This is a genomic window from Bartonella vinsonii subsp. arupensis OK-94-513, assembly GCF_000278235.1.
In the GTDB taxonomy this organism is placed as follows: Bacteria; Pseudomonadota; Alphaproteobacteria; order Rhizobiales; family Rhizobiaceae; genus Bartonella; species Bartonella arupensis.
The window spans coordinates 131,319-156,315 of the sequence record NZ_JH725038.1 but is presented as its reverse complement, the minus strand read 5'-3'; the positions used below and the strand labels follow the sequence as shown (position 1 = coordinate 156,315).

The 24,997-nt window shown below is 37.5% G+C and carries 21 protein-coding genes; 7 read left to right on the top strand and 14 right to left on the bottom strand.

The genetic code is table 11. From position 1 onward, the window contains the following. Nucleotides 1-5 precede the first annotated feature (5 nt). Nucleotides 6-956 carry a glycine--tRNA ligase subunit alpha gene (locus ME1_RS05815; protein ID WP_004864506.1) on the top strand — a complete coding sequence of 317 codons (951 nt, stop codon included), beginning with the start codon at nt 6-8 and terminating at the stop codon, nt 954-956. Continuing rightward, a complete protein-coding gene (gene glyS, locus ME1_RS05810) occupies nt 949-3,171 on the top strand; it encodes a glycine--tRNA ligase subunit beta (protein ID WP_004864505.1) in 2,223 nt (740 codons plus the stop codon). Before ME1_RS05815 ends, glyS begins: the two co-directional genes overlap by 8 nt. A 535-nt stretch (nt 3,172-3,706) precedes the next feature. Here the strand turns inward: glyS and ME1_RS05805 are convergent. The 8 genes from ME1_RS05805 to ME1_RS05770 form a co-directional block, all read right to left on the bottom strand. Next, nucleotides 3,707-4,201 (bottom strand): F0F1 ATP synthase subunit B, encoded by a 495-nt coding sequence (locus ME1_RS05805; protein ID WP_004864502.1) that lies wholly within the window; start codon nt 4,199-4,201, stop codon nt 3,707-3,709. 11 nt (nt 4,202-4,212) lie between these two features. Beyond that, nucleotides 4,213-4,779, bottom strand: coding sequence for a F0F1 ATP synthase subunit B (locus tag ME1_RS05800; protein WP_004864500.1), 567 nt, complete (start codon nt 4,777-4,779; stop codon nt 4,213-4,215). A 127-nt stretch (nt 4,780-4,906) separates the two neighbouring features. Next, on the bottom strand, nt 4,907-5,137 hold the full coding sequence (locus ME1_RS05795) for a F0F1 ATP synthase subunit C (protein WP_004860748.1): 231 nt from the start codon (nt 5,135-5,137) through the stop codon (nt 4,907-4,909). A 54-nt stretch (nt 5,138-5,191) separates the two neighbouring features. Next, nucleotides 5,192-5,950: a F0F1 ATP synthase subunit A gene (locus tag ME1_RS05790; RefSeq protein ID WP_004864498.1), complete on the bottom strand. Its 759-nt coding sequence runs from the start codon at nt 5,948-5,950 to the stop codon at nt 5,192-5,194. An 11-nt stretch (nt 5,951-5,961) separates the two neighbouring features. Then, complete coding sequence (locus ME1_RS05785; RefSeq protein ID WP_004864496.1) at nt 5,962-6,390, bottom strand: AtpZ/AtpI family protein; 429 nt, start codon at nt 6,388-6,390, stop codon at nt 5,962-5,964. A gap of 871 nt (nt 6,391-7,261) precedes the next feature. After that, the gene (gene der / locus ME1_RS05780; RefSeq protein ID WP_004864494.1) at nt 7,262-8,686 is read right to left on the bottom strand and encodes a ribosome biogenesis GTPase Der; all 1,425 of its coding nucleotides are present in this window, start codon (nt 8,684-8,686) and stop codon (nt 7,262-7,264) included. A 4-nt stretch (nt 8,687-8,690) separates the two neighbouring features. Continuing rightward, nucleotides 8,691-9,362, bottom strand: coding sequence for a DUF2659 family protein (locus ME1_RS05775; RefSeq protein ID WP_004864492.1), 672 nt, complete (start codon nt 9,360-9,362; stop codon nt 8,691-8,693). Between the two features lie 617 nt (nt 9,363-9,979). Continuing rightward, nucleotides 9,980-11,752 (bottom strand): SLC13 family permease, encoded by a 1,773-nt coding sequence (locus tag ME1_RS05770; protein WP_035008926.1) that lies wholly within the window; start codon nt 11,750-11,752, stop codon nt 9,980-9,982. A 319-nt stretch (nt 11,753-12,071) separates the two neighbouring features. Between ME1_RS05770 and ME1_RS05765 the strand changes: the two genes are divergently transcribed. Both ME1_RS05765 and nhaA read left to right on the top strand, forming a co-directional pair. Next, on the top strand, nt 12,072-13,778 hold the full coding sequence (locus tag ME1_RS05765; RefSeq protein ID WP_004864489.1) for a hypothetical protein: 1,707 nt from the start codon (nt 12,072-12,074) through the stop codon (nt 13,776-13,778). Nucleotides 13,779-13,929: 151 nt separating this feature from the next. Further along, entirely contained in the window at nt 13,930-15,291 is a 1,362-nt protein-coding gene (gene nhaA / locus ME1_RS05760; protein ID WP_004864486.1) for a Na+/H+ antiporter NhaA, read from the top strand. Nucleotides 15,292-16,032: 741 nt separating this feature from the next. Here nhaA and ME1_RS05755 read toward each other — a convergent pair. Next, nucleotides 16,033-17,289, bottom strand: a complete 1,257-nt coding sequence (locus tag ME1_RS05755) for an aspartate kinase (RefSeq protein ID WP_004864484.1) — start codon at nt 17,287-17,289, stop codon at nt 16,033-16,035. Between the two features lie 195 nt (nt 17,290-17,484). On the opposite strand from ME1_RS05755, the gene ubiG reads away from it, so the two are divergent. Beyond that, entirely contained in the window at nt 17,485-18,228 is a 744-nt protein-coding gene (gene ubiG, locus ME1_RS05750; protein ID WP_004864482.1) for a bifunctional 2-polyprenyl-6-hydroxyphenol methylase/3-demethylubiquinol 3-O-methyltransferase UbiG, read from the top strand. Nucleotides 18,229-18,248: 20 nt separating this feature from the next. Here the strand turns inward: ubiG and grxC are convergent, their stop codons facing one another. Both grxC and ME1_RS05740 read right to left on the bottom strand, forming a co-directional pair. Continuing rightward, nucleotides 18,249-18,503 (bottom strand): glutaredoxin 3, encoded by a 255-nt coding sequence (gene grxC, locus ME1_RS05745; protein WP_004864481.1) that lies wholly within the window; start codon nt 18,501-18,503, stop codon nt 18,249-18,251. A gap of 46 nt (nt 18,504-18,549) precedes the next feature. Further along, the gene (locus tag ME1_RS05740; RefSeq protein WP_004864479.1) at nt 18,550-19,335 is read right to left on the bottom strand and encodes a ComF family protein; all 786 of its coding nucleotides are present in this window, start codon (nt 19,333-19,335) and stop codon (nt 18,550-18,552) included. 189 nt (nt 19,336-19,524) lie between these two features. On the opposite strand from ME1_RS05740, the gene ME1_RS05735 reads away from it, so the two are divergent. After that, entirely contained in the window at nt 19,525-20,409 is an 885-nt protein-coding gene (locus ME1_RS05735; protein ID WP_004864477.1) for a methyltransferase domain-containing protein, read from the top strand. A gap of 15 nt (nt 20,410-20,424) precedes the next feature. Here the strand turns inward: ME1_RS05735 and ME1_RS05730 are convergent, their stop codons facing one another. The 3 genes from ME1_RS05730 to ME1_RS05710 all read right to left on the bottom strand — a co-directional run bounded on the left by ME1_RS05730 (nt 20,425) and on the right by ME1_RS05710 (nt 24,612). Further along, the gene (locus ME1_RS05730) at nt 20,425-21,780 is read right to left on the bottom strand and encodes an L-cystine transporter (protein WP_004864475.1); all 1,356 of its coding nucleotides are present in this window, start codon (nt 21,778-21,780) and stop codon (nt 20,425-20,427) included. A gap of 646 nt (nt 21,781-22,426) precedes the next feature. After that, nucleotides 22,427-23,800, bottom strand: coding sequence for a glutamate--cysteine ligase (locus ME1_RS05715; protein ID WP_004864473.1), 1,374 nt, complete (start codon nt 23,798-23,800; stop codon nt 22,427-22,429). Between the two features lie 68 nt (nt 23,801-23,868). Continuing rightward, nucleotides 23,869-24,612, bottom strand: a complete 744-nt coding sequence (locus tag ME1_RS05710) for a 16S rRNA (uracil(1498)-N(3))-methyltransferase (RefSeq protein WP_004864472.1) — start codon at nt 24,610-24,612, stop codon at nt 23,869-23,871. Nucleotides 24,613-24,845: 233 nt separating this feature from the next. On the opposite strand from ME1_RS05710, the gene ME1_RS08135 reads away from it, so the two are divergent. Further along, the gene (locus ME1_RS08135) at nt 24,846-24,989 is read left to right on the top strand and encodes a hypothetical protein (protein ID WP_004864470.1); all 144 of its coding nucleotides are present in this window, start codon (nt 24,846-24,848) and stop codon (nt 24,987-24,989) included. Nucleotides 24,990-24,997 lie beyond the last annotated feature (8 nt).

Here is a 24,997-nt window from a genome sequence, read left to right as displayed (position 1 = left end):
AAAGCGTGAAACTGCCTGAACATCTCAATCCTAAACGTTCTTTTCAAGGACTTATCTTAACTTTGCAAAATTATTGGGCTCATTATGGATGCGCAATTTTACAACCCTACGATATGGAAGTTGGGGCTGGAACTTTTCATCCGTCCACAACATTGCGTTCACTAGGACCGCGCCCTTGGAAAGTAGCTTACGTCCAACCCTCTAGACGTCCAACAGATGGACGATATGGTAAAAATCCAAATCGTTTACAGCACTATTATCAATTCCAAGTGCTCATCAAACCTTCTCCGCCCAATTTACAAGAACTTTACATTAAGTCCCTACAAGCCATCGGTCTTGATACAAAGCTTCATGATATTCGTTTTGTTGAGGATGATTGGGAAAGTCCAACTCTTGGTGCTTGGGGACTTGGATGGGAGTGTTGGTGTGATGGAATGGAAATTTCTCAATTTACTTATTTTCAGCAGGTTTGTGGCATAGAATGCGCTCCAGTTTCAGGAGAACTCACCTACGGACTTGAACGCTTAGCAATGTATATACAAGGCGTGGATAATGTCTATGATCTTAACTTTAATGGTTTAGATAACGAAAATAAAATAAGTTACGGAGATATTTTTTTACAAGCAGAGCAAGAATATTCATACTATAATTTTGAATTTGCAGACACTAAATTGTTACACCAGCATTTTATCGATGCAGAATGTGAATGCATTGCACTTCTTGAAGCTGGGAAACCAAATAAAGAACATGATTTGCATTTGTGTGTTTTTCCAGCTTATGACCAATGTATTAAAGCAAGCCACCTCTTTAATCTTTTGCAAGCACGTGGCGTTATTTCTGTGACTGAACGACAAAGTTATATTCTTCGCGTTCGCGATCTTGCACGCCGTTGTGGAGAAGCTTTCTTACTCACAGAAGCTGGACAAATCGCACTAAAGGAAAAATCTCATGTCTGATCTTCTTCTTGAACTTTTCAGCGAAGAAATCCCTGCGCGTATGCAACGAAAAGCTGCTGCTGATCTCAAAAAATGTCTCACGGATCAACTTGTAAAAGCAGGTTTAACCTATAAAGCTGCTCAAGAGTATTGGACACCCCGTCGGTTAACATTAGACGTACGAGGTCTTTCTCTATGCTCAAAAGATACCCTTGAAGAACGTAGAGGCCCCAGTACAAAATCACCACAGCATGTGATTGATGGTTTTTTGCGTTCAACAGGGCTGAGTGATATTTCTGAATCAGATATTGCACATGATAGTAAAAAAGGCGATTTTTATATCGCTAAAATCATCAAAAAAGGTCGAAAAGCAGAAGAAATTATAGCTGATATTTTACCAGATATTATTCGTAATTTTCCATGGCCGAAGTCCATGCGTTGGGGAGAAGATTCAGCAAAAAGCGGAGCAGTAAAATGGATTCGATCTTTACAAAATATTCTTTGCATTTTCGGACCAGAAATCGGTGAAACGCACGTTATCCCATTTACCGTTGGTTCTCTCAAAAGTAATAATCTAACTTATGGTCATCGTTTCTTAAGTGATGGAAAACCTCTCCAAATCCGCCGCTTTGATGATTATGTTACTAAACTTGAGTCCCATAAAGTTATTCTCGATGCAGAAAGGCGAAAAAATATTATTTTGGCTGATGCTCAAAATCTTTGCTTTGCAAATGGTTTAGAACTCGTCCAAGATAATGCTCTCTTAGAAGAAGTTGCAGGACTCGTTGAATGGCCTGTTGTCCTTATGAGCAATTTTGACAAATCTTTCCTTGAGATTCCTCCAGAAATTATTCGTTTGACCATTCGAGCTAATCAGAAATGTTTTGTAACTCGCAAACAAGGTGAAAATATCATTCTCTCTCATCATTTTATTCTGGTTTCTAATATCCTTGCAAGCGATGAAGGAAAGGAAATTTCTAAAGGAAATAGTAAAGTTGTCTGTGCTCGTCTTTCTGATGCCCTTTATTTCTGGCAAACAGACCAACATAATTTGCCCGATATCAAAGATTTAGAGTCTTCTGCAAAAAAATTTGACCTTGATTTAACAAAACCTCTCGATCAGAGAATGGCACGATTGGATCATTTAAATGTAACTTTCCATGCAAAATTAGGGACACAAGGTGCAAGAATAGAACGCATCGCTGCCCTAGCACAAAAAATTGCCCCCTTAGTGCAGGCAGACCCTCTCTTAGCCAAACGTGCAGCAATACTTGCAAAAGCTGATTTGCAAACAGAAGTTGTCGGAGAATTTCCTGAACTACAGGGACTCATGGGACGAAAATACGCGCTTCTTCAAGGAGAAGATCCTCGAGTAGCTGAAGCAATTGAAGACCACTATAAACCCCTAGGACCAACAGATCGTATTCCGCAAGAACCTCTTGCTATAACAATTGCGCTGGCTGATAAAATTGACATGCTCGTCGGTTTTTGGCTCATTAATGAAAAACCTACCGGCTCCAAAGATCCTTACGCATTAAGACGAGCTGCATTGGGAATTATTCGGCTTGTACTTTTGCGTGACTGGAAAATTAATCTTATGCCACTGCTTAAACTGGCAACGAGTCTTTTTTCACAACAAAAAACACAGTATGAAACATCTCAAAATGGAGATACACAATCACAAAATTTATTTCTGGAAAAAACAGAATATATTTTATCAGATCTGTTACTTTTCTTTCATGAACGTCTGAAAATCTATTTAAAAGAACAAGGAGCCCGTCATGATGCTCTTGACGCAATCTTAAACAAAGATGCTGATGATCTTTTGTTAATTGCCCGCCATGTTGAAGCACTTATTGCCTTTATCAATACAAATGATGGAAGCAGCTTTTTATCTGCTGTAAAACGGACCGTAAACATTCTTGAAAATGAAGTTCAAAAAGGGACAATCATAACAAATAAAATTAACCCTGAACTCTTTATTGAAGCAGAAGAAAAACAACTCTATCAAGAAATTACGAAGATAGAAAAAAAGGTTTATGATTACATCAATGCAACAAACTTATCGTGCACACTCAATACACTAGCGCCACTTGGAAAATTTATTGATATATTTTTCGAAAAAATATTGGTGAATGATAAAAATCCCGATATTCGCACTAACCGTCTCGCTCTTCTGAAACAGATCCATAGCATTACAGAAGCAGTAGCAGACTTTTCAAAACTTGTAGTCTAAAAATAAACACTCTATAAATTGAAAAATAATAAAAAAGCAATTTTTCTATTTTTTTAATATTTTTATTATTGAACCTTAAAAAACATTATGATTAATGAAGTTTGAGACACTTTGTAAGAGTTTGTAAAATTTGTAGCGTAAATGATACTTTATAATAACTGATCAAAAAATCGAGTAAACTATTATAATATAACCATTTAATTTATAATAATAGTTTATTCCTTTATACATTAAATGAAAAAATCAAAAACAATACGAATTGAACTGTCTCCGTACAAAAGCCGTCGCGATATTTTGAGGCGATAATACATAATACTGACTTATGGCTTTATAAGCGTAAAATGATGATATCCTAAGATACTTTGCATGATTACCTTCACAGACAGCAAAAAAATAAACTCAAAAGCTGAGAAGATACCTTTCATAAAATTAAAATAAACACGCGCATTAGAAGTGTGAGACAAAGTTGAAAGAAATACTCAATTTTGAAAAGAAACCACTCTCCTAAAGGAGTAGCTTAGTGCTTTAGACGTCATTAATTAAGATATGCTTTCATTTTATTAAAAGATTCTTCACAAAGAGACTCCTTAATAAGTTCATTCGCTTTATGAGAATCTAATTCTTCTGCGATAAGCGTACGAGCAGCAGAAACCGCCAAATCAATAGCAGATGAAGAAACCATACGTATCGCATCGGCTTCCGCTTGAGCAATTTTTTGCTCTGCCAATTTATTGCGGTTTTTTACATATTCTTCTGCTTTTGTACGAGCTTCAGCGATAATAGCTGCAACTTCATGCTTAGCTGCTGCAATAATCTCCTGTGCATCCTTCTCTGCTTCTGCATGTTTGCGCTGATATTCAGCAAGAACTTCCTGAGCCTCTTCACGAAGACGAAGGGCTTCATCAAGCTCATCTTTGATACGCTTCGCACGCGCATCAAGATGACGCACAGCTATCTGCGGAATTTTGAAATAAACCAAAAGAGCTAAAAAAAGAACTAACCCAACAAACGCCCAAAAAGTATCTGACATTCTTGTATCCTTCAGTAATCCGTAACTTTAATAACTGAACGAACAGCCTCTTTGCTGACATTAACATCAGTCAACTTCTTTACGATTTCAAGAGCCACTTCTTCAGCGATAGAACCAACATTTTGCATAGCTTTATCTCGAATTTTTGTGATCTGTTTTTCAGCATCGGCCAATCTTTTTTCTAAACTTTCTTCAACTTCCTTTCGTTCAAGCTCCGCCTTCTCTTTTAATTCCTCACCAGCTGCTTGCGCTATAACATGAGCCTGCAAACGCGCTTCTGCTAACTTCCGCTCGTAAGTTTCAACTACAATATCTGCTTCCTGCTTCATACGCATCGCCTGATCTAAATCAGATGCGATTCGATCTCGACGTGTTTCAATAACACCACCAATACGAGGCACAATCACACGAGAGATGAAAAGATAAAAAAGCCCAAAAGAAATTGCTAACCAAAAAAAGTGCGAAGCAAAATGCACAAAATCAAAAGGCGGAAACACACGATCTGTATGCCCTGCCACGTTTTGTATATGTTCTATCGGCTTATCAGTGGTTTGTGCATAAGCGCTGGAAACAAACATCTTCTCTCATCCTTCAACAACTCACTCCCCCTAAAACCGACGGCAGCTAACTAACACTCTTTTCGCTAAGAAACAAAAGGCATACCTCCCTCTTATACAAAAAACAGGTATACCCTTTGGATGATAATTAAACTCCGAAAAGAAGCAATAAAGCAATGAGCAATGAAAAAATGCCCAAAGCTTCTGTCACAGCAAAACCAAAAACAAGACGACCAAACTGACTATCTGCTGCTGATGGATTGCGTAGCGCGCCAGAAAGATAGCTACCAAAAATATTTCCAAGGCCTAAAGCCGTCCCCGCCATACCAAAGCAAGCAAGACCAGCACCAATATATTTTGCTGCAAGCACTAATTCCATATTATTCTCCTTTAAAGCGAAATTGCACCATTTGACGGAAAACCGCCAGTTTTATTAATGTCCTGGATGAACTGCATCATTAAGATACATACAAGTTAAAACCGTAAAGACATATGCCTGAAGAAATGCTACCAAAAATTCAAGAGCAGTAATCGCTACGGTCATGATAAGCGGTAAAATTGAACCACCAACACCTACAACCCCTACTCCAATCATTGAGACAACGAAACCAGAAAATACTTTGAGAGTAATATGACCAGCAAGCATATTAGCAAAAAGACGAAGTGAAAGACTGATAGGACGAGAAAGAAAAGAAATTACCTCAATCATCGTCACCAAAGGCAAAACCACAACAGGCACACCGCTGGGAACAAACAATTTCAAAAAATTGACCCCGTGCTTATAAAAACCATAGCTAATAACTGTCAAAATTACCACCATAGCCAATGAAAACGTAATCATAATCTGAGAGGTAATCGTATAAAAATAGGGAAAAAGACCAATAAAATTTGCAACCAAAATAAAAGTAAACAGAGAAAAAACTAGAGGGAAAAATTGCATCCCCTGCACACCAGCTGATTCCCGCAAAGTCGTTGCTACAAACTCATACGCCATTTCTGAAAGAGACTGCATCCGTGTTGGAACTAACCCGCGACTTGATGATGAAATAAAGAGAAAAACCGAAGTTATAACGACTGTAGCTACTATAAAAAATGATACATTTGTAAAGGACAAATCCATGTTCCCTATGGAAATCTTAATCAGTCGTGAAATCTCAAACTGATGGATAGGATCTGGAGCGTGTGATGTCACTTCAACCTCATTTATCGGTCCTTTTTATCGGACCTTTTGTCTTGGCGTAATACGCCGTTTTGCCTTAATGGACTGGAGGCAATATACCCCACAGACCGAAGAATACTCAATACACCAGCAGCAAATCCAAGAAAAAGAAAGAATACCAATCCCCATGGCCATGAACCTGCTAACTTATCAAACCCCATCCCCAAAACCACACCTACAATAATACTTGCAAGAAACTCACTCGAAAGCTTAATCGCATGTGTCATCTTTCCTTGTGACTCTCCCCCCTCATTCTCATACTCCTGCTTCTTTAATGCTTTTTTGCGCATTAAAGCTTTACCTAACTCCTTACTTCGACATTCTAAATCCTCTGAATGAAGACAGTCTTTTTGCCCTTCTTCTTCCGCTTCAATTTCCTGCAGTGGCACAATGGGTTTACTCCCCTTTGCCATCATTGGCTCCTTAATCAAAAAGCAAAGTAAAAGGCTAATCTATAAAACCGTGCGCATCATATTGTTCTCGAATTTATTCGTCAAGACGCTAAAAGAAATCTATCACAATTTATCCCATAAATAACGTGTCTTTTAATTTTATGAATCCCCATCCCTTATGCACTCTTAAATAATCACTCCAACTTATAGAAGATACATCGCTATTCAGCTTTAGCAAACCATACAAGTCCTCATGTCAAGACATCAAGAAATATATTAAGAAAACACCCTCTTTTACAGCGTTTATCTCTGTTAACAAATAAAGTGTGAGATTTATGAAACTTCTATATCCTTTAATGTACGATATAAGACTGCAATGAATTACGTTATATAAAGAAGCCTATATAAACAAAGTTTTAAATACTAGAGCACTACACCACTTTATATAAGTGTAACTAACTTTCTGCATCTTTCTCTTTAATAATTATAGATATGAAAACTTTTTTACACAGCACTATAATTACACTCTCTAATCCTCACTTGTTGCAACTCCTCTTGTATCAAATGCTTTATTAAAGAAACTTTTGCTTTAAACAATTCTGATTCATACATTTATTCCTTTCAATAACGCATTAATAAAGATTTTTTTGTTTTAGATTAAAAGAAATTGCAACGAGAGAAGATCATCATATAATGATCTCATTTCATTCAATAGAGAGAATGATAAACTTATTTTTATAAATCAATATATTGCTCAATAAAATGTTTTTTCTTTTATTGAAAATAACATCATTCTTTATTGATATTAAAAAGTAATCATTTACGAAAAATGCCTATTTTTTAAAACTGTTTCTTAAATGTAAACTTCATTCACTTAAAAAACAGAGAAGAATCATTTCTTTTTGGAACGTACCGCAAAAGGATTATCAGATGTACGTAATGATATACGAATTGGTACACCAGGCATATCGAACGCATCACGTAATCCATTGGAAAGGTAACGTAAATACGATTGAGGCATTACCTGCGGTCGCGAACAAGAAATCACAAATCCAGGAGGACGCGTCTTAATCTGTGTTATATATTTAACCTTAAGTCGACGCCCAGAAACTGCAGGCGGTGGATGATGCGCAACAACTGTTTCAAGCCATCGATTCAATTTTCCCGTGGAAATACGGCGATTCCACACACGGTGCATCATCATGATATTTTCCATCAGTTTATCAATCCCTTGACCATATTGGCCCGATAAAGGAACAGCTCTCAAACCACGAACCTGAGGAAGAAGGCGGCTACATTTCTCATGTAAATCAATCAATGTCACCTGACTATTTTCAATCAGATCCCACTTATTAAAAGCAATCAGTGGAACTCGCCCTTCACAAATCACAAGATCAGCAATTTGCAAATCCTGCTTTTCAAACGGTGCCGTTGCATCAAAAACAATCACCACTACCTCTGCGAAACGAATTGCACGTAAAGTGTCTGCAACGGAAAGTTTTTCTAATTTTTCTTGTATTTTTGATTTTCGTCTCAAACCTGCTGTATCAAAAAGTTTAATATGACGGCCACGCCATTCCCAATCTACAGAAATAGAATCACGTGTAAGCCCTGCCTCTGGTCCTGTTAACAACCGATCTTGTTTCAACATGCTATTGATAAGCGTTGATTTTCCTGTATTTGGACGCCCTGCAATTGCAATCCGAATAGGTTTACTTTCATCGTAAACCAATCCCTCTTCCAAATCACCCACATCATCACCAACGGATGCAGGTTGTATAGAAATATTTTCTTCTTCTTTGTTGCTTTCAAAAGCGCGCTGCGTACCAATAGCATCTACAATTGCATCACGAAGATCCGTAAGCCCTAAACCATGTTCAGCAGATATTGGACAAGGCTCCCCCAAACCTAATGACCATGCTTCATACTCTCCCCCTGTAGCTGCTTTTGACTCAGACTTATTGGCAACAAGCACAATCGGTTTCCCTGACTTGCGAACCAATGAAGCAAAATTTAAATCACTTGGTGTTATTCCACTTTTGGCATCAAACACAAATAAAATAAGATCCGCTTCCTCAATGGCAGCTTTTGTATGGGAACGCATACGGCCTTCAAGTGTATGATCGCCTGCTTCTTCCAGACCAGCCGTATCAATCACATCAAAACGCAGATCTTGAAGTTTTGCTGCATGAATACGCCGATCACGTGTGACGCCTGGCTTATCATCAACCAAAGCCAACTTTTGTCCAACCAAACGATTAAAAAGCGTTGACTTCCCAACATTGGGGCGACCAACTATAGCAATGGTAAGGCTCATAAATTCATTCCTTATTTGCCTTGCCCTCTGCTTGCATAAGCTCAAGCATCATATGAGCCCGATCTGCTACTTTCAATCCTAAAGCACCTTCTTCAGAAATTTTCCTAAAATAATCAACCGCCTCTTTCACCTTATCAGCTTTATATGCAGCTAAGCCCAAAGCCTCTCTTGCAGACATACGCATAGGATCACTATCATTTGCCATATCTTCAACGCGCTTCTTGACTTCATCAAAAGTCCCTATATCAACCAAAATATAAGCTGCCCGAATTTTCGCAACTTGCCGCAAAATTTGCGGTGCTTTTTCATCAGCCGCAACAGAATCAAAGACTTCTACTGATTTAACAGCATCCCCTTGCTCCATGAGTAAAGAAGCCTCACGCAAACGAGCCAGAAAAGGGTATCCCCCAAAATGAGAGATTTTAACATTTTCTAATTGCTTCATTGCTTCATCAAAATGCCGTGTCTCTGCAAAATCGAGGCTTTTTACAAAGGCATCACCAATATGACCGGCTTTCTTTATTTGTTCATGATGGTAAATTTGATAAGCCACTACCATCAAAATGAAAACAATGACTGCACTAATAATCGAAAAACCATAACGTCTCCAAAAAGCAAGAGCTTTTTCCTGACGAACTTCTGCATTAACTTCAGCAATAAAACTATCATACGACATGAATCATACCTTGGAAAAAATTTACTTTCTGTGCTTTTACGCATAAATGCATAAAGATGGTAGCCCTCATGAACTAAAAAACTTCAAATTTCTAACTTATTAATTTCAAATCAATTCGCTTCAGACTGTTGCAACAGCATCAATCAAAAACGATGTAACTGCCTTTTAGTTCATAATATAACTTTTTCATTCCCTTTTTCTAAAACAGTTCCCACAGCTCTCATGTCCACCACACAAGCCTCTCTATACTCTCAAAAAGTATCCTTAGCCTCTCCTCTTAGGTATTAGTTATATATACAAAAATTACCTTTAAAAATCTTAAAAGCAACAATCCTATTGCACTTTTCAAAACCTTCAATTGTGGGATAACGTTGGGAAATGTAATTCATTAAAAAAACTTTAACAAAAAGATATCTTTAATTTCTATGTTTGAAAATATCTATAACCAAATAAACAAGTTTTTTATCCAAAGTAAGAGAATGTATGAACTCTAAAAGAAAACTCTATTTGGAATTTAAAATCCATACAAAACTCTTTGTACAAAGTATTTTTCTTTAACTTACCTTCACTTGATTGATAATCTTTTGAGGCTGTTACTTACAGTTTCTAAAAATGTTTTATTGTAATGGCCAAATCCACATGAGCATTGGAACAGCAACAATGACTATCAATACCGCTAACGGAGCACCAAAGCGTGGATAATCACTAAAACGATATCCCCCTGGCGCCATCACAAGCATATTACTTTGGTGCCCAATAGGTGTGAGAAACTCACACCCCGCACCAATTGCAACAGCCATCAAAAAAGCTTCTGGCTTATAATGAAGAGAATGAGCAAAACTTGATGCTATTGGTGCTACCATCATAACTGTTGCTGCATTATTTAAAAATGGCGTTACCAACATAGCTGTAACCAACATTAGTGCTAATGCGCCAGAGGGTGGGAAAAACACCGCCAATTGGCTCAGCCATTGACCTATGAGATCCGTACATCCTGTCTTCTCTAGTGCTTCACTCACTGGAATAAGAGTTGCTAATAAAACTAATATTTGGCCATCTAATGCTTGATACAAGTCACGCGCCGGTAAAACTCGAAAGATAATCATAGCAGTAGCAGCAGAGAAAAAAGAAAGGGAAACTGGAACAATATGAAAAGCTGTACAAATGATCGCTATAAAGAGAATAGCTAAAGATACAAAACCATGACGTAAATTGCCAAACACAATATTACGTTTTGCTAAAGGTAAACATTTTAGTTCCCGTAATAAATTTGGAATAACCCTCTCTTGTCCCTGCAAAACAATCACATCTCCAAGATGAAAAACGATATCCTCAAGCCTCCCCCGCACCCTTTCATGTTGCCGACTTAATGCAAGAAAATTCACATCATAGCGATCAAAAAACGAAAACTCTTTTGCACTGATACCAATAAGGGGTGAATTATGTGTGACAACTGCCTCAATAATATCAACGTCGCTGTCCTTGTCTCCCGTAGAAATAGTACGACCAGAGAAAAATTCCAAACGAGCAGAATTCATCACACTATCTAGCCCTGTATGCGAACCCTCTAACAAAACAATATCGTTTTCAGACAAAATAAAATCTGGCAACGGCGAAATAGAGACTTTGTTTCTGATAACTTGAACCACCATGACATCACCACCTGATGGCTTAACAAGATCCACTATCGTTTTTCCTACAATCGGTGAATTTGTTGGAATATATACTTCCGAAACATAATTACGAATATCAATAGCATCATCAAACGATACACCTGAACGTACACGTACAGGTAAACGCCAAGAAAAAAAGACCAGATATAGTACACCAGCAGTAGCAACAGCTGCACCAACCGGTGTAAAATCAAACATGGTAAAAGGAGCCCCTGTTAAACGTTCTTGCATAGCTGAAATAACAACATTAGGAGAAGTTCCTATCTGTGTCATAAGACCACCCAATAAAGAACCAAATGCCATGGGCATCAAAAAGACAGAAGGAGAAACCTGAGAACGACGAGCAAACTGAAAAGCAATAGGAAGCATTATAGCCAAAGCACCAATGTTTTTAACAAACATTGATAAAAATACTACAGAAATAACTAAAAAAGCCAATTGAAGACGCACTGATCTCACATCTGGCCATATCCGTTGAATAATAAATTCCATTATACCAGAACGCGATACAGCCGTACTGACAACAAACACACTCCCCACAATAATAACAATATCATTACTAAAACCGCTAAACGCCTCCTTTGGGCTGACAAGTCCTACGATGCAAGCAATCAATAATGTACAAATAGCGACAAGATCATAACGGAATCGATCCCAAATAAAAACAACCATCATGAGACCAATGATAGAAAAAGCCATTATTTGATTTCCTGTCATGATACCCATCTCTCCCCATTAGATTATAATAAACACATATATTGTTTTAACTTGTCCTATAAAAAGCGGCAAGATAAAAGCAAACGTTGGCACACTTTAAAGTGATAAATGGTATACACTTCTCTCTGCTTATTCTTTAAGTGTTTTGTTGAAATTAAAGAAAATTGATAACAGTTAATAAAAGCGTATTGCAAAAAAAACAGAAATGACTCTACATGTAAAAGAGAGTAGATAACTGTTGAACCTGATGCGCACTTTATCTTAACTTTTGTTGTTGCTTAAAGGAATTTATCTCCACTCTCACGAGGGAGTGATAAAGATGAAAGAAGAAATGATGGACAATCTTAATAATGGGTATAGAAGTAATCTAAAATACTGGTTGACTTGTATTATTGGATTTGTCGCTATCTTGGCAATTATAGTTGTCGGTGCTTTTTATATGGCAAAACCCTATCTTGACAGCTTTGTGAGACGAGAAATAGCCCGCCGTTCTATAAAAGCAGAAACAGCCGAAGTTAGCATCATGGGAAAAGTCAATTTAACAAATGTTACACTGCCAGTTCCTGCAGATACATCACTTAAAATTGGTGCCATTTCAGCCCGCCCCCCTCTTTCTTTTATTCCAGGGACGTTTACATTTTATAATGTTGATTTAAAGCATAAGAATATTCATGTACACATTCCCCAGATTTCTCTTAAAAGCGTATCATTAAAAGAAAAGGATACTGCGATTACATCACACCTTTTGCAAACAATTATGCGTATTGAACTTGCATCAATCTTTGCTCCTAATATACAGCTTTCTGTAAAAGATAAAAATAAAGAAACAGAAAAAGTTGACGTAAAGAATTTTCAGCTTTCTGGTTTTAGAAACGGTCATATTCGTTCTGTTAGCGTTAAGAATATCGACCTTACAACGATCGCTGCAAATGGCGCTGAACAGATGTCTCTTATTGCCAAAAGTGATACAATGAAAATGCATGATATTGACATCAATTACGCTTATTCTATCATTTTTGGAAAAAACAACGCGCTCAATCAAGGAAAAATCGTTACTGGTCCCATTTCTTTGAATAACATAAGTGTCAATATTTTCAAAGAAACAGAAAAAAATGCTTCTTTTTCTCTCGGTCAATTTAAAACGTCTGGTCTAAAGATGAAACCGCTCGAACAAACACCAGAGAAATTGATTAAAGCTTATCTTGATGCAAGAAAAGAAAATAATCCAGTTGCTGAAAAAACAGCACGAAATGGTATCCTCTTAAACACACTGCTCGCTATTACCTCAGCTGATGCGAAAATTGATAATGTTGTCGTTGATATACCGCGGTTGAAAACAACGCTCCAATCCTTCCAATTTAAACCAAGTCTGTGGAAACATCCTATACCCAAAAAAATGCTTCTTTCTCTTGATAACTTTTCGATTTTACCGAAAAAAATAGAAGAAAAAGACTTAGATCTCTTCAAAAAAATGAACCTTGAGCGTTTTGATATTTCAGGAAAACTCGATATTGCTTATGATGAAGGGAAACGTACGCTCTCTCTTAATGGAATGTCTTTCAACATAAAAGGTGTTGGTTCTGGAAAAATATCTGCTAAAATTATTGATGCTGATGAAAAACTCTTTTCTGGTCAGAAAGATGTGATGATTGCAGCCTCTCAGGACCTTGGCATCAATGAAATTGACATACGCTATACAGATGCTGGTTTCATTGATAAGTTTTTCTCTTATCTTGCTCAAAATCTTAATGATGGCAAACATGATCTCAAAAAGGAACTCTATGACGATTTCTATGTGTTGATGACACAAAGCCCAAAAATATTTCTAAAAAATCATGATAAAGCTGAAGATCTTTCAAAAGCTTTTGGTGACTTTGCTAAAAATCCCAAAACATTGGTTATTCAAATAAAGGCTAACGATAACAAAGGGCTTACAATAGCTGATCTCGAAACCGCACTACAAAACGATTTGTCCACAGTTTTGAGAAAAGTGCATCTCACTATCAAGAATGAAGCATCACCTTAAAAAGCATTATTTAACTTTGAACATGATGATTTTGTCTGTGGATTTAAGAGCCTTATTCCCCTTTTTTCTTTTGTATGATATAAAAAACATCATACAGAGTGGTTTATATAAAAAATATCATTGGTAAAATTGTCGACACTTGGAGTTGTTCATGTCTGATTTATCTTCAAATCGTTTGCCCAATCGCGCGTCTCGTGTCACAAATCAAGCGCTTTCTGCTATTGAGCGCTTTCTTCATATTGAAGCTCTCAGCGGTATTGTTCTTTTGTTAGCAGCGGCGACAGCACTCATTTTTGCCAATTCTAAATATGCTTCTCTCTATGAATCCTTCTGGCATACACCTTTTGGCTTTAACTTTGGTCATTTTACCCTCTCATGGGATTTACATTTCTGGGTTAATGATGCTCTCATGACTGTTTTCTTTCTCGTTGCGGGAATGGAAATCCGACGCGAAATTCATGAAGGTGCTCTCGCTGATTTTAAACAAGCAGTTTTGCCAATTGTTGCGGCAATAGGTGGAGTTTGTCTCCCTGCAGTTATTTATCTCAGCTTTAATTTTAATGGGGGGCATACGCATGGTTGGGCGGTACCAACAGCTACAGATATTGCCTTTGCGCTCGGAATTCTGGCTCTTCTAGGGAAAAGAATTCCTTCTAATCTTCATATCATTCTTTTATCTTTAGCAATTATTGATGATATTATCGCTGTTCTTATTATTGCTTTCTTCTACTCAACGAACATTGATCCTAGTGGTCTCATTATTGCAGCAGCAGGTATTGCTTTAGTGTTATTTTTTCAATGGATTGGTCTCGCTTCGGCATGGCTTTACATTCTACCTGGCGCAATCATCTGGTGGGGCTTAATGGCAACAGGTGTTCATCCATCACTTGCTGGCGTGATTTTAGGCATGATGACTCCAGTTTTTCCTACCCGTACTTTGGTAGCTCCTCTCACCATGTTAAGCAATGCAATGCAAGTTCTCCAAGAAAAAAATACAAAAACAGATCTGCATCATATCTCAACTGCATTAAAAAAAATGCGCAAAGGACAACGTGATATGATTGCGCCAGTAACACGTGTTCAGAAAGCATTGCATCCGTGGGTTGCCTACGGTGTAATGCCAATTTTTGCCTTTGCAAATGCTGGTGTTAGTTTTGCAAACTTCGACCTTTCTTCTCATGAATCATTCTTGATTGTGCTTGGCGTCGTTATTGGTCTCTTTGTTGGAAAACCTTTGGGAATTATTGCTGCTAGCTATCTGGCCGTAAAATCAGGGTTATGCCGCCTACCTCCTCATATGACATGGACAGGTATTTTGCTCATTGGATTTTTAGCGGGTATTGGCTTTACAATGTCTATCTTTGTTTCAATGCTTGCTTTTAAAGATGTTATCCTGCTTGATTCTGCAAAAATTGGTGTCCTTTGTGGATCCGGTTTATCTGCTCTTATCGGCCTTGGATATGGAGTTATTTACATAAAGCGTAATCAAAAAGCTCCTCATAGTTCCCAGTAAACAAAATGAACATGTGATTTTGCATATTATACTATGTCTTCAAATGATCAAAACATTGAAATCTTGACCGATCAATGCGCATGTATAATGTATTGCGAAATAATGAACAGACAGAAAATATAGAACAAATTGTTCATTGTAACTGTTTGTACTAAAACTGTAGATGGTAATTTTACACGTCTCAACTTACTATTACTATCACTGTGCAAACTTCTGATTTCTAATAATAAAGTGCACATTATTTTGTTTACTGAGAACTATAAAGAGTTTGTTTGTTGTATTTGACGTAAATAATCCCTTATCCAAGGCTAACAAGAGAAGACAAATCAAGAACCATAAAATCCTGTATGCCAAAAGAAAAAAAGCCTTGGCATATTACCTCACAATTGAAGTATTTCTTTATGAGTGATTGTCGCACCAACCATTTGGATATTTATCCCCCCTCAAACGAGAATAAAATTAAATCTGTAGAAAATATAGAAAAATTTAACCAATCTTTTAAGAAAAGTAAATATCTAAGGACTATATCTTATCGAATCTATTTTACATCATTGCGTGAATAATAAAATCTACGAGCTCTATAACCTAACTCAGCTTTTACAAAAATTCCTCTAATAGACTTATTTGAAACAATAGCGTACTTTTCTCTCTCACTAAACACTTATATAAGGAGCCTCCCGTTTCCCCTACATATATGCATACTTTATATGACGTGGAAGTCTTTTTAGAACCCCAAAATACTTACCCCTTATCAAGCCCATAAACAGCATGTAATGTTCTAACTGCAAGTTCAGTATAAGCACTATCAATCAAAATAGAAATCTTAATCTCAGAAGTCGTGATTGCTTGAATATTAATACCTTTTTCAGCCAAAGCCTGAAATGCTGTAGCGGCAACACCTGCATGACTGCGCATACCAATCCCAATAACAGATACCTTGGCAAGATCGCTTTCAAATTGGATAACATCAAATCCAATCTCTTTGCGATTTTTCTCAAGAAGTGCAACGGCTTTCTCTACATCCCCTGACGGCACAGTAAAAGTCATATCGGTTTTTGAGCCGTCTTCAGAAATATTTTGCACAATCATATCGACATTAATTCGCTCTTCAGCTAAGGGACCAAAAATTGCTGCAGAGATCCCTGGACGATCTGCAAGTCTACGGAGAGAAATTTGTGCTTCATCCTTAGCAAAAGCAATGCCAGTAACATTTTGTTGTTCCACGATTTCATCCTCATCGCAAATAAGTGTTCCAGAAAAATTCATTGAATCACCCATGCCTAATGCATCGGGATCCTCAAAACTTGAGCGTACGAAGGTACGGACTTTATGAACCATTGCCAATTCAACAGAACGAACCTGTAAAACTTTCGCCCCAAGAGAAGCCATTTCTAGCATTTCTTCAAAAGCAACTTTTGGTAAACGACGTGCCTTAGGTTCTATACGCGGATCCGTTGTATAAACACCATCCACATCTGTATAAATATCGCAGCGATCAGCTTGTATCGCTGCCGCTATAGCCACAGCACTTGTATCTGATCCCCCACGCCCTAAGGTAGAAATCCGATTATCTGGAGCTAATCCCTGAAAACCAGCAATCACTGCTACTTGACCTTCCTGAAAACGCTGTATCAAAAAAGATCCATCAATATCTGTAATACGTGCACGACTATGCGCGCTATCCGTGTGAATAGGAATTTGCCAACCAAGCCATGAACGCGCATTGACTCCCATTGCTTGGAGTGTAAGAGCCAACAAACCCGCTGTTACCTGCTCACCAGAAGCAACCACAACATCATATTCATAAGCATCTCTCTGCATTGGTGAAGCATCACATGTCCATTGAACAAGCTCATTGGTTTTTCCAGCCATCGCGGATACTATAACCGCAACCTCATTACCTGCATCCACCTCTCTTTTAACATGCCGCGCAACATTCTGAATACATTCAATGTCTGCTACAGATGTTCCGCCAAATTTCATGACAATGCGTGCCATCAATAATACTCTTACCTTTACATTTCTTATCTCAAATGACAGTGAGAATAAGAACTTACTCCCATATCAATAAACCACTTTTTCACATATAGAATATCTACCATTTGTGCAAGTTTAGTTATATTTATATTATTTTCTCTTGACTTTAAGATAAAATCTATCTGACTTGAGTATTAAAAATACAAGGAAAGCGATATGATACATGAAACGCATACCACAATTGATCAGGATGAAATTGATCACTTCTCACATATTGCTTCTGAATGGTGGAATCCACAAGGAAAATTTCGCCCACTTCATCAATTTAATCCAACACGTCTTGCTTACATTAGAGAAAAAATCTGTTTAGAATTTAATCGCGATCCTATCTCACTTATGCCCTTCGAAAATTTAAAAATTCTTGATATTGGCTGTGGAGGTGGTTTGTTATGTGAACCAATGGCACGTCTTGGCGCTACGGTTGTAGGAGCTGATGCTGCGCAAACTAATATTGAAGTCGCAAAAATCCACGCAGCCCAAAATGGCCTATCTATTGATTACCGCACCACTACTGCAGAAGCACTGGCTAATGAAGAAGAACAATTTGATATCATCCTCAATATGGAAGTTGTTGAGCATGTGGCTGATGTTAACCTCTTCATGGCAGCCACAGCAGAACTCCTCAAACCACAAGGATTGATGTTTGTCTCAACACTCAACCGTACGTGGAAAGCATGGGGACTCGCTATTGTAGGTGCTGAATATATTTTACGTTGGCTTCCAAAAGGAACTCATGACTATAAAAAATTCTTAAAACCTCAGGAACTTAAAAACCTTTTATCAAAAAGTACTCTGACTGTCATTGATCAGGTCGGCATTACCTATAATCCCTTAACCGACAGCTGGAATCGCTCAAAAGATATGGACGTCAACTATATGCTTCTCGCAAAAAAATCTTAAGCGAATATAATCTACAATAATTATACACCTTGCAACAAAGAATTGAGCTTCCCTTCATTTTCTAAAGCGTAAAGATCATCACAACCGCCGACATGATAATCACCTATGAAAATTTGTGGAAATGTATTACGTCCATTAGCACGCTGCACCATTTCTTGGCGAAGAGACGTTGATGCATCAATATCTGTATATTTTACTCCTTTTTTATCAAGCAAATCACGTGCTTTCGTACAGTAAGGACAGTTAGGACGTGTATAAAGTGTTATCTCTTTCATAGTTATTCTCCAATGGTTTCAAAATACTATCAACTTTAAGCTTCTCTCAAGAACTAGGAAAGATAGAAGCCTCTTTTAGTACGCGCGAAAATGTTAACACATCTACCTGTCGCGCACCTGCGCGTTTCAATGTTGCAGCCGCTGCTGTAACTGTCGCACCGGTTGTGAAAACATCATCAATCAACAAAATAGAACGCCCCTTTAGATATTTTTTAACTTTACGCGGCACCTCAAAAGCATTCAGTACATTTAATTTTCGTTCTCTAGCAGATAAACTGACTTGTGGACGGGTATGTCGACAACGCACAAGCCAACCGGGCTTAAAATTTTTTTTCTGTGCAAAGGCAATATAACGAGCAAGCTCAGCAGATTGATTATAACGCCGCTTCAAAAAACGACGAAAATGCAAAGGAACAGAAATAATAATATCACAATCATTAATAATCTCGCGCCCAGCAAACACCATCCAATTCGCCATAAAAGATGCCAACTCTATATGATCACCATATTTCAATCGCGTTACCAAAGTTTGCGCCACCCCTTTATGAACAATGGCCGAGCGAACACGCGAAAAAGGAAGAGAATTTTGAAGAGCTTCACCACTGAGAAAACCATCCCCCATATCACAAACAAAAGGGGTTCCCATAACAGGACAATAAGGTTTTGTGATAAATTGAAGATCTTTCCAACACTCAGAGCAAATTGTACCATAAGCAGAAACGCTTTGCTTACATCCAGGGCAAATCGGCGGATACAAAATTGTTAGAAAGCGCTCAATGAACCTGCTTAATATATTTCCGCTATTTAAAGCCATTTCTTGAAAGCATAACATCATTAATTTAGGCTTTTACAGCTTCCCTGTACAAAAACATTCTTTTGTATTTTTTAATTTTAATTCCTTTAAAAACCCTTACTTCTTATAAATTTGTTCTTTTTCCACATCATAAACTTGACAGAGCTTGTGCAAAAATGAACCTTTGCAAAATAGACTCTGAATCATAGATCGAAAGACCTTAACAATATGCCGCATCCTTTAATTTTTGATCATGACCGTATTGAGCAATTCCGCAAACGTGCTTTCAAAAAAGCAAAAAGAGGGTGTGACTTTTTATTGTCCTACGTAGCCGAGGATCTTTGTAAACGTCTCAGTACTGTTGATCGTTTCTTTACATTAGCTCTCGATTTACACAGCCATACAGATCTTGCAGCAAAAGCTCTATTGCAATCTGGAAAAGTCCATTCCATAGAACGCGTTGAAACCGATATCCTTTATCAAAGTCATGACAAAAAATTTCATTTACGCCCTCGAGAATTTCTCAACTTTCCTCAAAATTATTGTGACCTTATCGTTTCACTTCTTTCATTACAATTGACCAATGATACCCCTGGTGTTCTTCGTCAGATAAAAAATACCCTTAAAGCAGATGGTTTATTTCTGGCGGTTATGGTGGGAGCAGGTACACTTGTAGAATTGCGTGAATGCTTACTAGAAGCTGAAATGGAAATCTATGGTGGGGCAAGCCCTAGAATTTATCCTTTTGCCGACATTCGTGATGTAGGTGCTCTTTTACAACGTGTTGGTTTTGCTCTTCCTGTAGCAGACATTGAAAATATCACAATACGTTACGATACAATGTTTGACCTTATACATGATCTTAAAGCTATGGGAATGCAAAATGCGCTTATCAATCGCTCACGACGCCCTGTATCTAAGCGCTTTTTTCTCCGCGCAGCTGAAATCTATGCACAACGTTTTAGTGATCCTGATGGGCGCATTCGCGCGCATTTTTCTTTCATCTGGCTCTCTGGTTGGTCACCTCATCCAAATCAGCAAAAGCCTCTCCAACCTGGATCGGCACAAATATCTCTTGCAGATGCTTTAGTAAAACAGCCAAAAAAAGCATAGCCTCGACATAGAAAATTATTTTTCAAAAATACTTTTATCCGTTGTCCGTAACATTTGACTGGTTATAGTTCCTGCCAACATTGAATCACTTACATTGAGAGCTGTACGCCCCATATCAATTAAGGGTTCAATAGACATAAGGACAGCAACCAAAGAAACAGGAAGCCCCATAACTGGCAAAACGATCAATGCAGCAAAAATAGCACCACCACCAACACCGGCTACACCAATAGAACTCAACGTTACAACACCAACAAGAGTAGCAATCCAAGTAGGATCAAGAGGGTTAATACCCACAGAAGGTGCTATCATGGTCGCAAGCATCGCTGGATAAAGTCCTGCACAACCATTTTGTCCAATTGTTGCCCCAAAAGAGGCTGCAAAACTTGCAATTGACTGCGGTACACCAATCCATTGCGTTTGAGCCTCAATATTCAAAGGAATACTTGCAGCACTTGAACGACTGCTGAAAGCAAATGTCAAAACAGGTAAAACTTTTTTGAAAAAACGAAACGGATTAATTCCTGATATACCAAGCAACACAGCATGAATTCCAAACATAAGGAGAATACCAACATAGGAAGCGATGATAAAAACAAATAAATCTAAAATATCTGCAACATGTGAGGTCGCTCCAACTTTCGTCATAAGGGCAAAAATACCATAAGGCGTCAAAGCAATTACAATACGAACTAATCGCGTAATCCAAGCTTGTGCTACTTGAATGAATAAAAGTGCTTTTTCCCCCTTTTCTAGATCATCTTTCTTTAAAAGAAGAACCGCAGCTCCTAAAAAGGATGCAAAAATAACAACACTGATAATTGATGTGCGCTTAGCTCCACTTAATTCAGCAAATGGATTTTTAGGAATCAAAGATAAAATCATCTTTGGAACATTCATATCTCCAAGTTGAGCAATACGATCATCGAGAAAAGCAGAAACATTTTTCCCTTCATGTACCAAACCATTCGCTGTTAACCCAAAGAAATTAACCACAAAAATGCCTACCAATGCTGAAAGAGCAGTTGTAAAAAGCAATATTGAAATGGTCATTGTACTCATTTTACCAACAGCATAAACAGAATGTAAATGAGCGACCGCTGAGACGATAGAGACAAAAACTAATGGCATAACAATCATTTGTAGTAATAAGATATAGCCATTACCAACAATGTTAAACCATTCAACAGATTTCAACAAAGTAGCTTCGCCTTCTCCATAAACAATCTGTAAAACACTTCCAAAAATCATGCCAAGGATGAGCCCCAGCATAACACGGAGTGAAAGGCTCCATTTCATTCTCTTGCTTTGAGCAAGCCATAACAAAAAAATAACAAATAGAAATAAATTGATGAAAAAATGAAATACCATTGTTTATGCCCACTATTGTTATGCTTGATATTGAATAATATACATAGCTCAAAATCAATGTCTGATATCGGAAAACGGAATATAAAGCGTGCAACGCTTTTACAAAATCATTATTTTTTTAATTTATAAGTTAGAAGAGAATTTTTTGTCTATTAATCACTCTTTAAAGGAGATAAAAAATCAAATAAAATTATTTTCAATTCTATTTGCAAATAAAATGTTTCTCATCAGAAATAAAATACCAACAGCTCTCTTTCACGTTCTAATACTAAAAGAATACTTTCAATAGGCCTTGTCATTTGAATGATATTTCACCATTCCCGCTCTATTTAAAGCAATAAAATCTTTCGAGAAAGAAATATCCCTACAAAATATAGTAACAGGCTGTTTTAAAATATTTAAGAGAATTACAGCGTGCCCCTCCCGAATTAGATATTTGAAAGTATGATCATATAATGCTTGTCTTTCACGGATGCTTTGCCAATTTGTGGCAAGAAGATAAAGAAAGATCAACGCGAATAGATAAAAAATTAAAAACAAAACTTAAAACAAACTCTTATGATCCAATATTTGCGTACACAAAAAGTTTTTGGATTCTCCGATGTGCATTTCTTCAGAATTAAAAAGAGAATTTTTGTTTCAAAATTTAATAGGCACATTCTAAAAATATAGGTTCCACAGTCCCATTCCAAATAGAATGATAAAGAGACAAAAACCTCTCAGCATTTGTTTGTCCCATTGCAATCACCTCTTCTAAGGGAACCAAAAAATTTGTCTCATCTAAACCATCAGCATCATACTGCCTGCGATTTTTTAACCCCTTGCGTGAAATAGCAACGACCTGACGAGCTATTTCTAAAATTATGGTCTGGCGAAAAGGTGTTCTTAATCCTTCTTTAGGAACACGTCTGCGCATATCCAGAACTTCTTCAAAACACCAATCTTTTGTCAAAGCCTCTGCTTCATTCAATGCTTCACTATCATAAAGAAGCCCAACCCAAAAAGCCGACAATGCACAAATATGCTTCCAAGAACCGCAATCAGCACCTCTCATTTCTAAAAATCGTTTTAAGCGTACTTCAGGAAATAAAGTTGAGAGATGATTAATCCAATCTCCCATATTGGGTATTGCGTTTGTAACTTGTCCTCTTAATGCTCCCTGCATAAATTGACGAAAAGTTATATGTGTACAATCATAATAACGACCATCGCGCACGACAAAATACATGGGGACATCAAGTGCCCATTCAACATAATCCGCAAAACCAAAACGCTCAGAAAATACAAACGGAAGAACTCCTGACCTCTGATTATCAGTATCGCGCCAAATTTCAGAGCGCCAAGATAAAAAGCCGTTCGGTTTTCCTTCTGTAAAAGGTGAACTGGCAAATAATGCTGTCGCAATAGACTGTAATTTCATTGATACTTGCATTTTTCGCCGCATATCAATTTCAGATGAAAAATCAAGATTCACTTGAACCGTTGATGTGCGATACATCATATCAAGGCCACTATGACCAACCTTTGGCATATAATTTGTCATAATCTGATAACGTGACTTAGGCATTCGCGGAGTTTCAGCTAAAGTCCACTTTGGACTAGCCCCCATACCAAGAAAACCAATACCCAATGGCCCTGAAATTTTTTTGAGAAGAGTTAAATGCTCCATCACCTCGCAATAAGTATGACCAATGGTTTTCAGTGGTGCACCAGATAATTCAAATTGCCCCCCAGGTTCCAAAGAAATGGCACCTTGACCAACTGATCCTATAAGCCCAATAATATTTCCCTCATCTACAATAGGCTTCCATCCTAAAGCTTCTTGCATTCCCTCTAGAAGTGCACGAATCCCTTTAGAACCTTCATAGGGAACAGGACGAAAACCATCTATATAAAATGGAAATTTTTCATGCTCCGTACCAATACGCCAATCATGCTCTGCTTTACACCCCCCTTGGAAATAGCTAACCAAGGAATCTAAGTTATAAATTTCACTTTCATCCGTTATATCAAGCGCCATAACTTATTGTATCCTATCATCAGTTCCATCATTTTAAATGAATTGTTTAGAATGATTTTACGAACGTCTCAATTAATTGACCAATCCCCCACGGTAACATTAAGAAGAGCCAAAGCAGCAACAGCTGCAGTGTCAGCACGTAAAACACGCGGACCTAAAGATATCGGAATCACAAAAGGATGTTTTTTTAATAAGTTCCGCTCTTCTTCACTAAAACCACCTTCTGGTCCAATGAGCACCCCAGATGCTGTCATCTCATACTTTTTTAAAAGATGTAATGGATTATGTGGTTTATGCGCTTCATCACAAAAGAACAAAGGTCGTGCCTCGTTCCAATGAGCTAAAAGCTCTGCTAACGAGATAGCAGATACACATTCAGGCACGGATAAGATGCCACACTGCTCTGAAGCCTCAATAACATTAGCTTTCATACGCTCCATATTAATACGCGTAACTTGTGTGTGATGCGTTATAACAGGCTGCAACATTGATACCCCCATTTCAACAGCTTTCTGCACCATATAATCCAAACGCGCGTTTTTGAGTGGAGCAAAGCAGTAAATGAGATTTGAATGCGTCGTTTGCAATCTTTCTTGATGAATAAGCTGAATCACAACAAATTTTTTCTTAATGGTGGTGAGTCTAGCAAGCCATTCACCATCCTGTCCATTAAAAAGTAAAATTTCAGCGCCTTCTTGCATGCGCAAGACATGTATAAGATAAGCAGCTTGTGCCCCCTCTATCTTGATTGCTTCATTCAAAGCAAGTGGTTGTCGGACAAATAACCTTTTAAGTTTATAATTTATGCGCATAGAATTGTGCCAAAGCTAACTATAATCATCAAGAAGATAAAAAAACATATAACAAAAAGAGAGAATTATATCTATAGAACTATAATATATTAAAGAATTATAGAGTTTTTTCGCTTTATGAGATAATGCTGGGAACAAATGGATCACTAAATGATTCTGCTTATCTGTAATTTTATAAAAACACATTATTCACCATTGTATTCAGTCATAGGTCACATAGTTTGAGGGAAAATATGTCTGCTAAAAAAGCCACAATTATCACTATTATTAGCCTGTTAGCTTTTATTCTGATCACTGTAGGAATCGGCTCTGTTGGAGCAGATGGGAAGTTTTCCGTCACTAAAGATGGCTATGGCATTTCTTCACAAATTCAATAAGCTCCAAG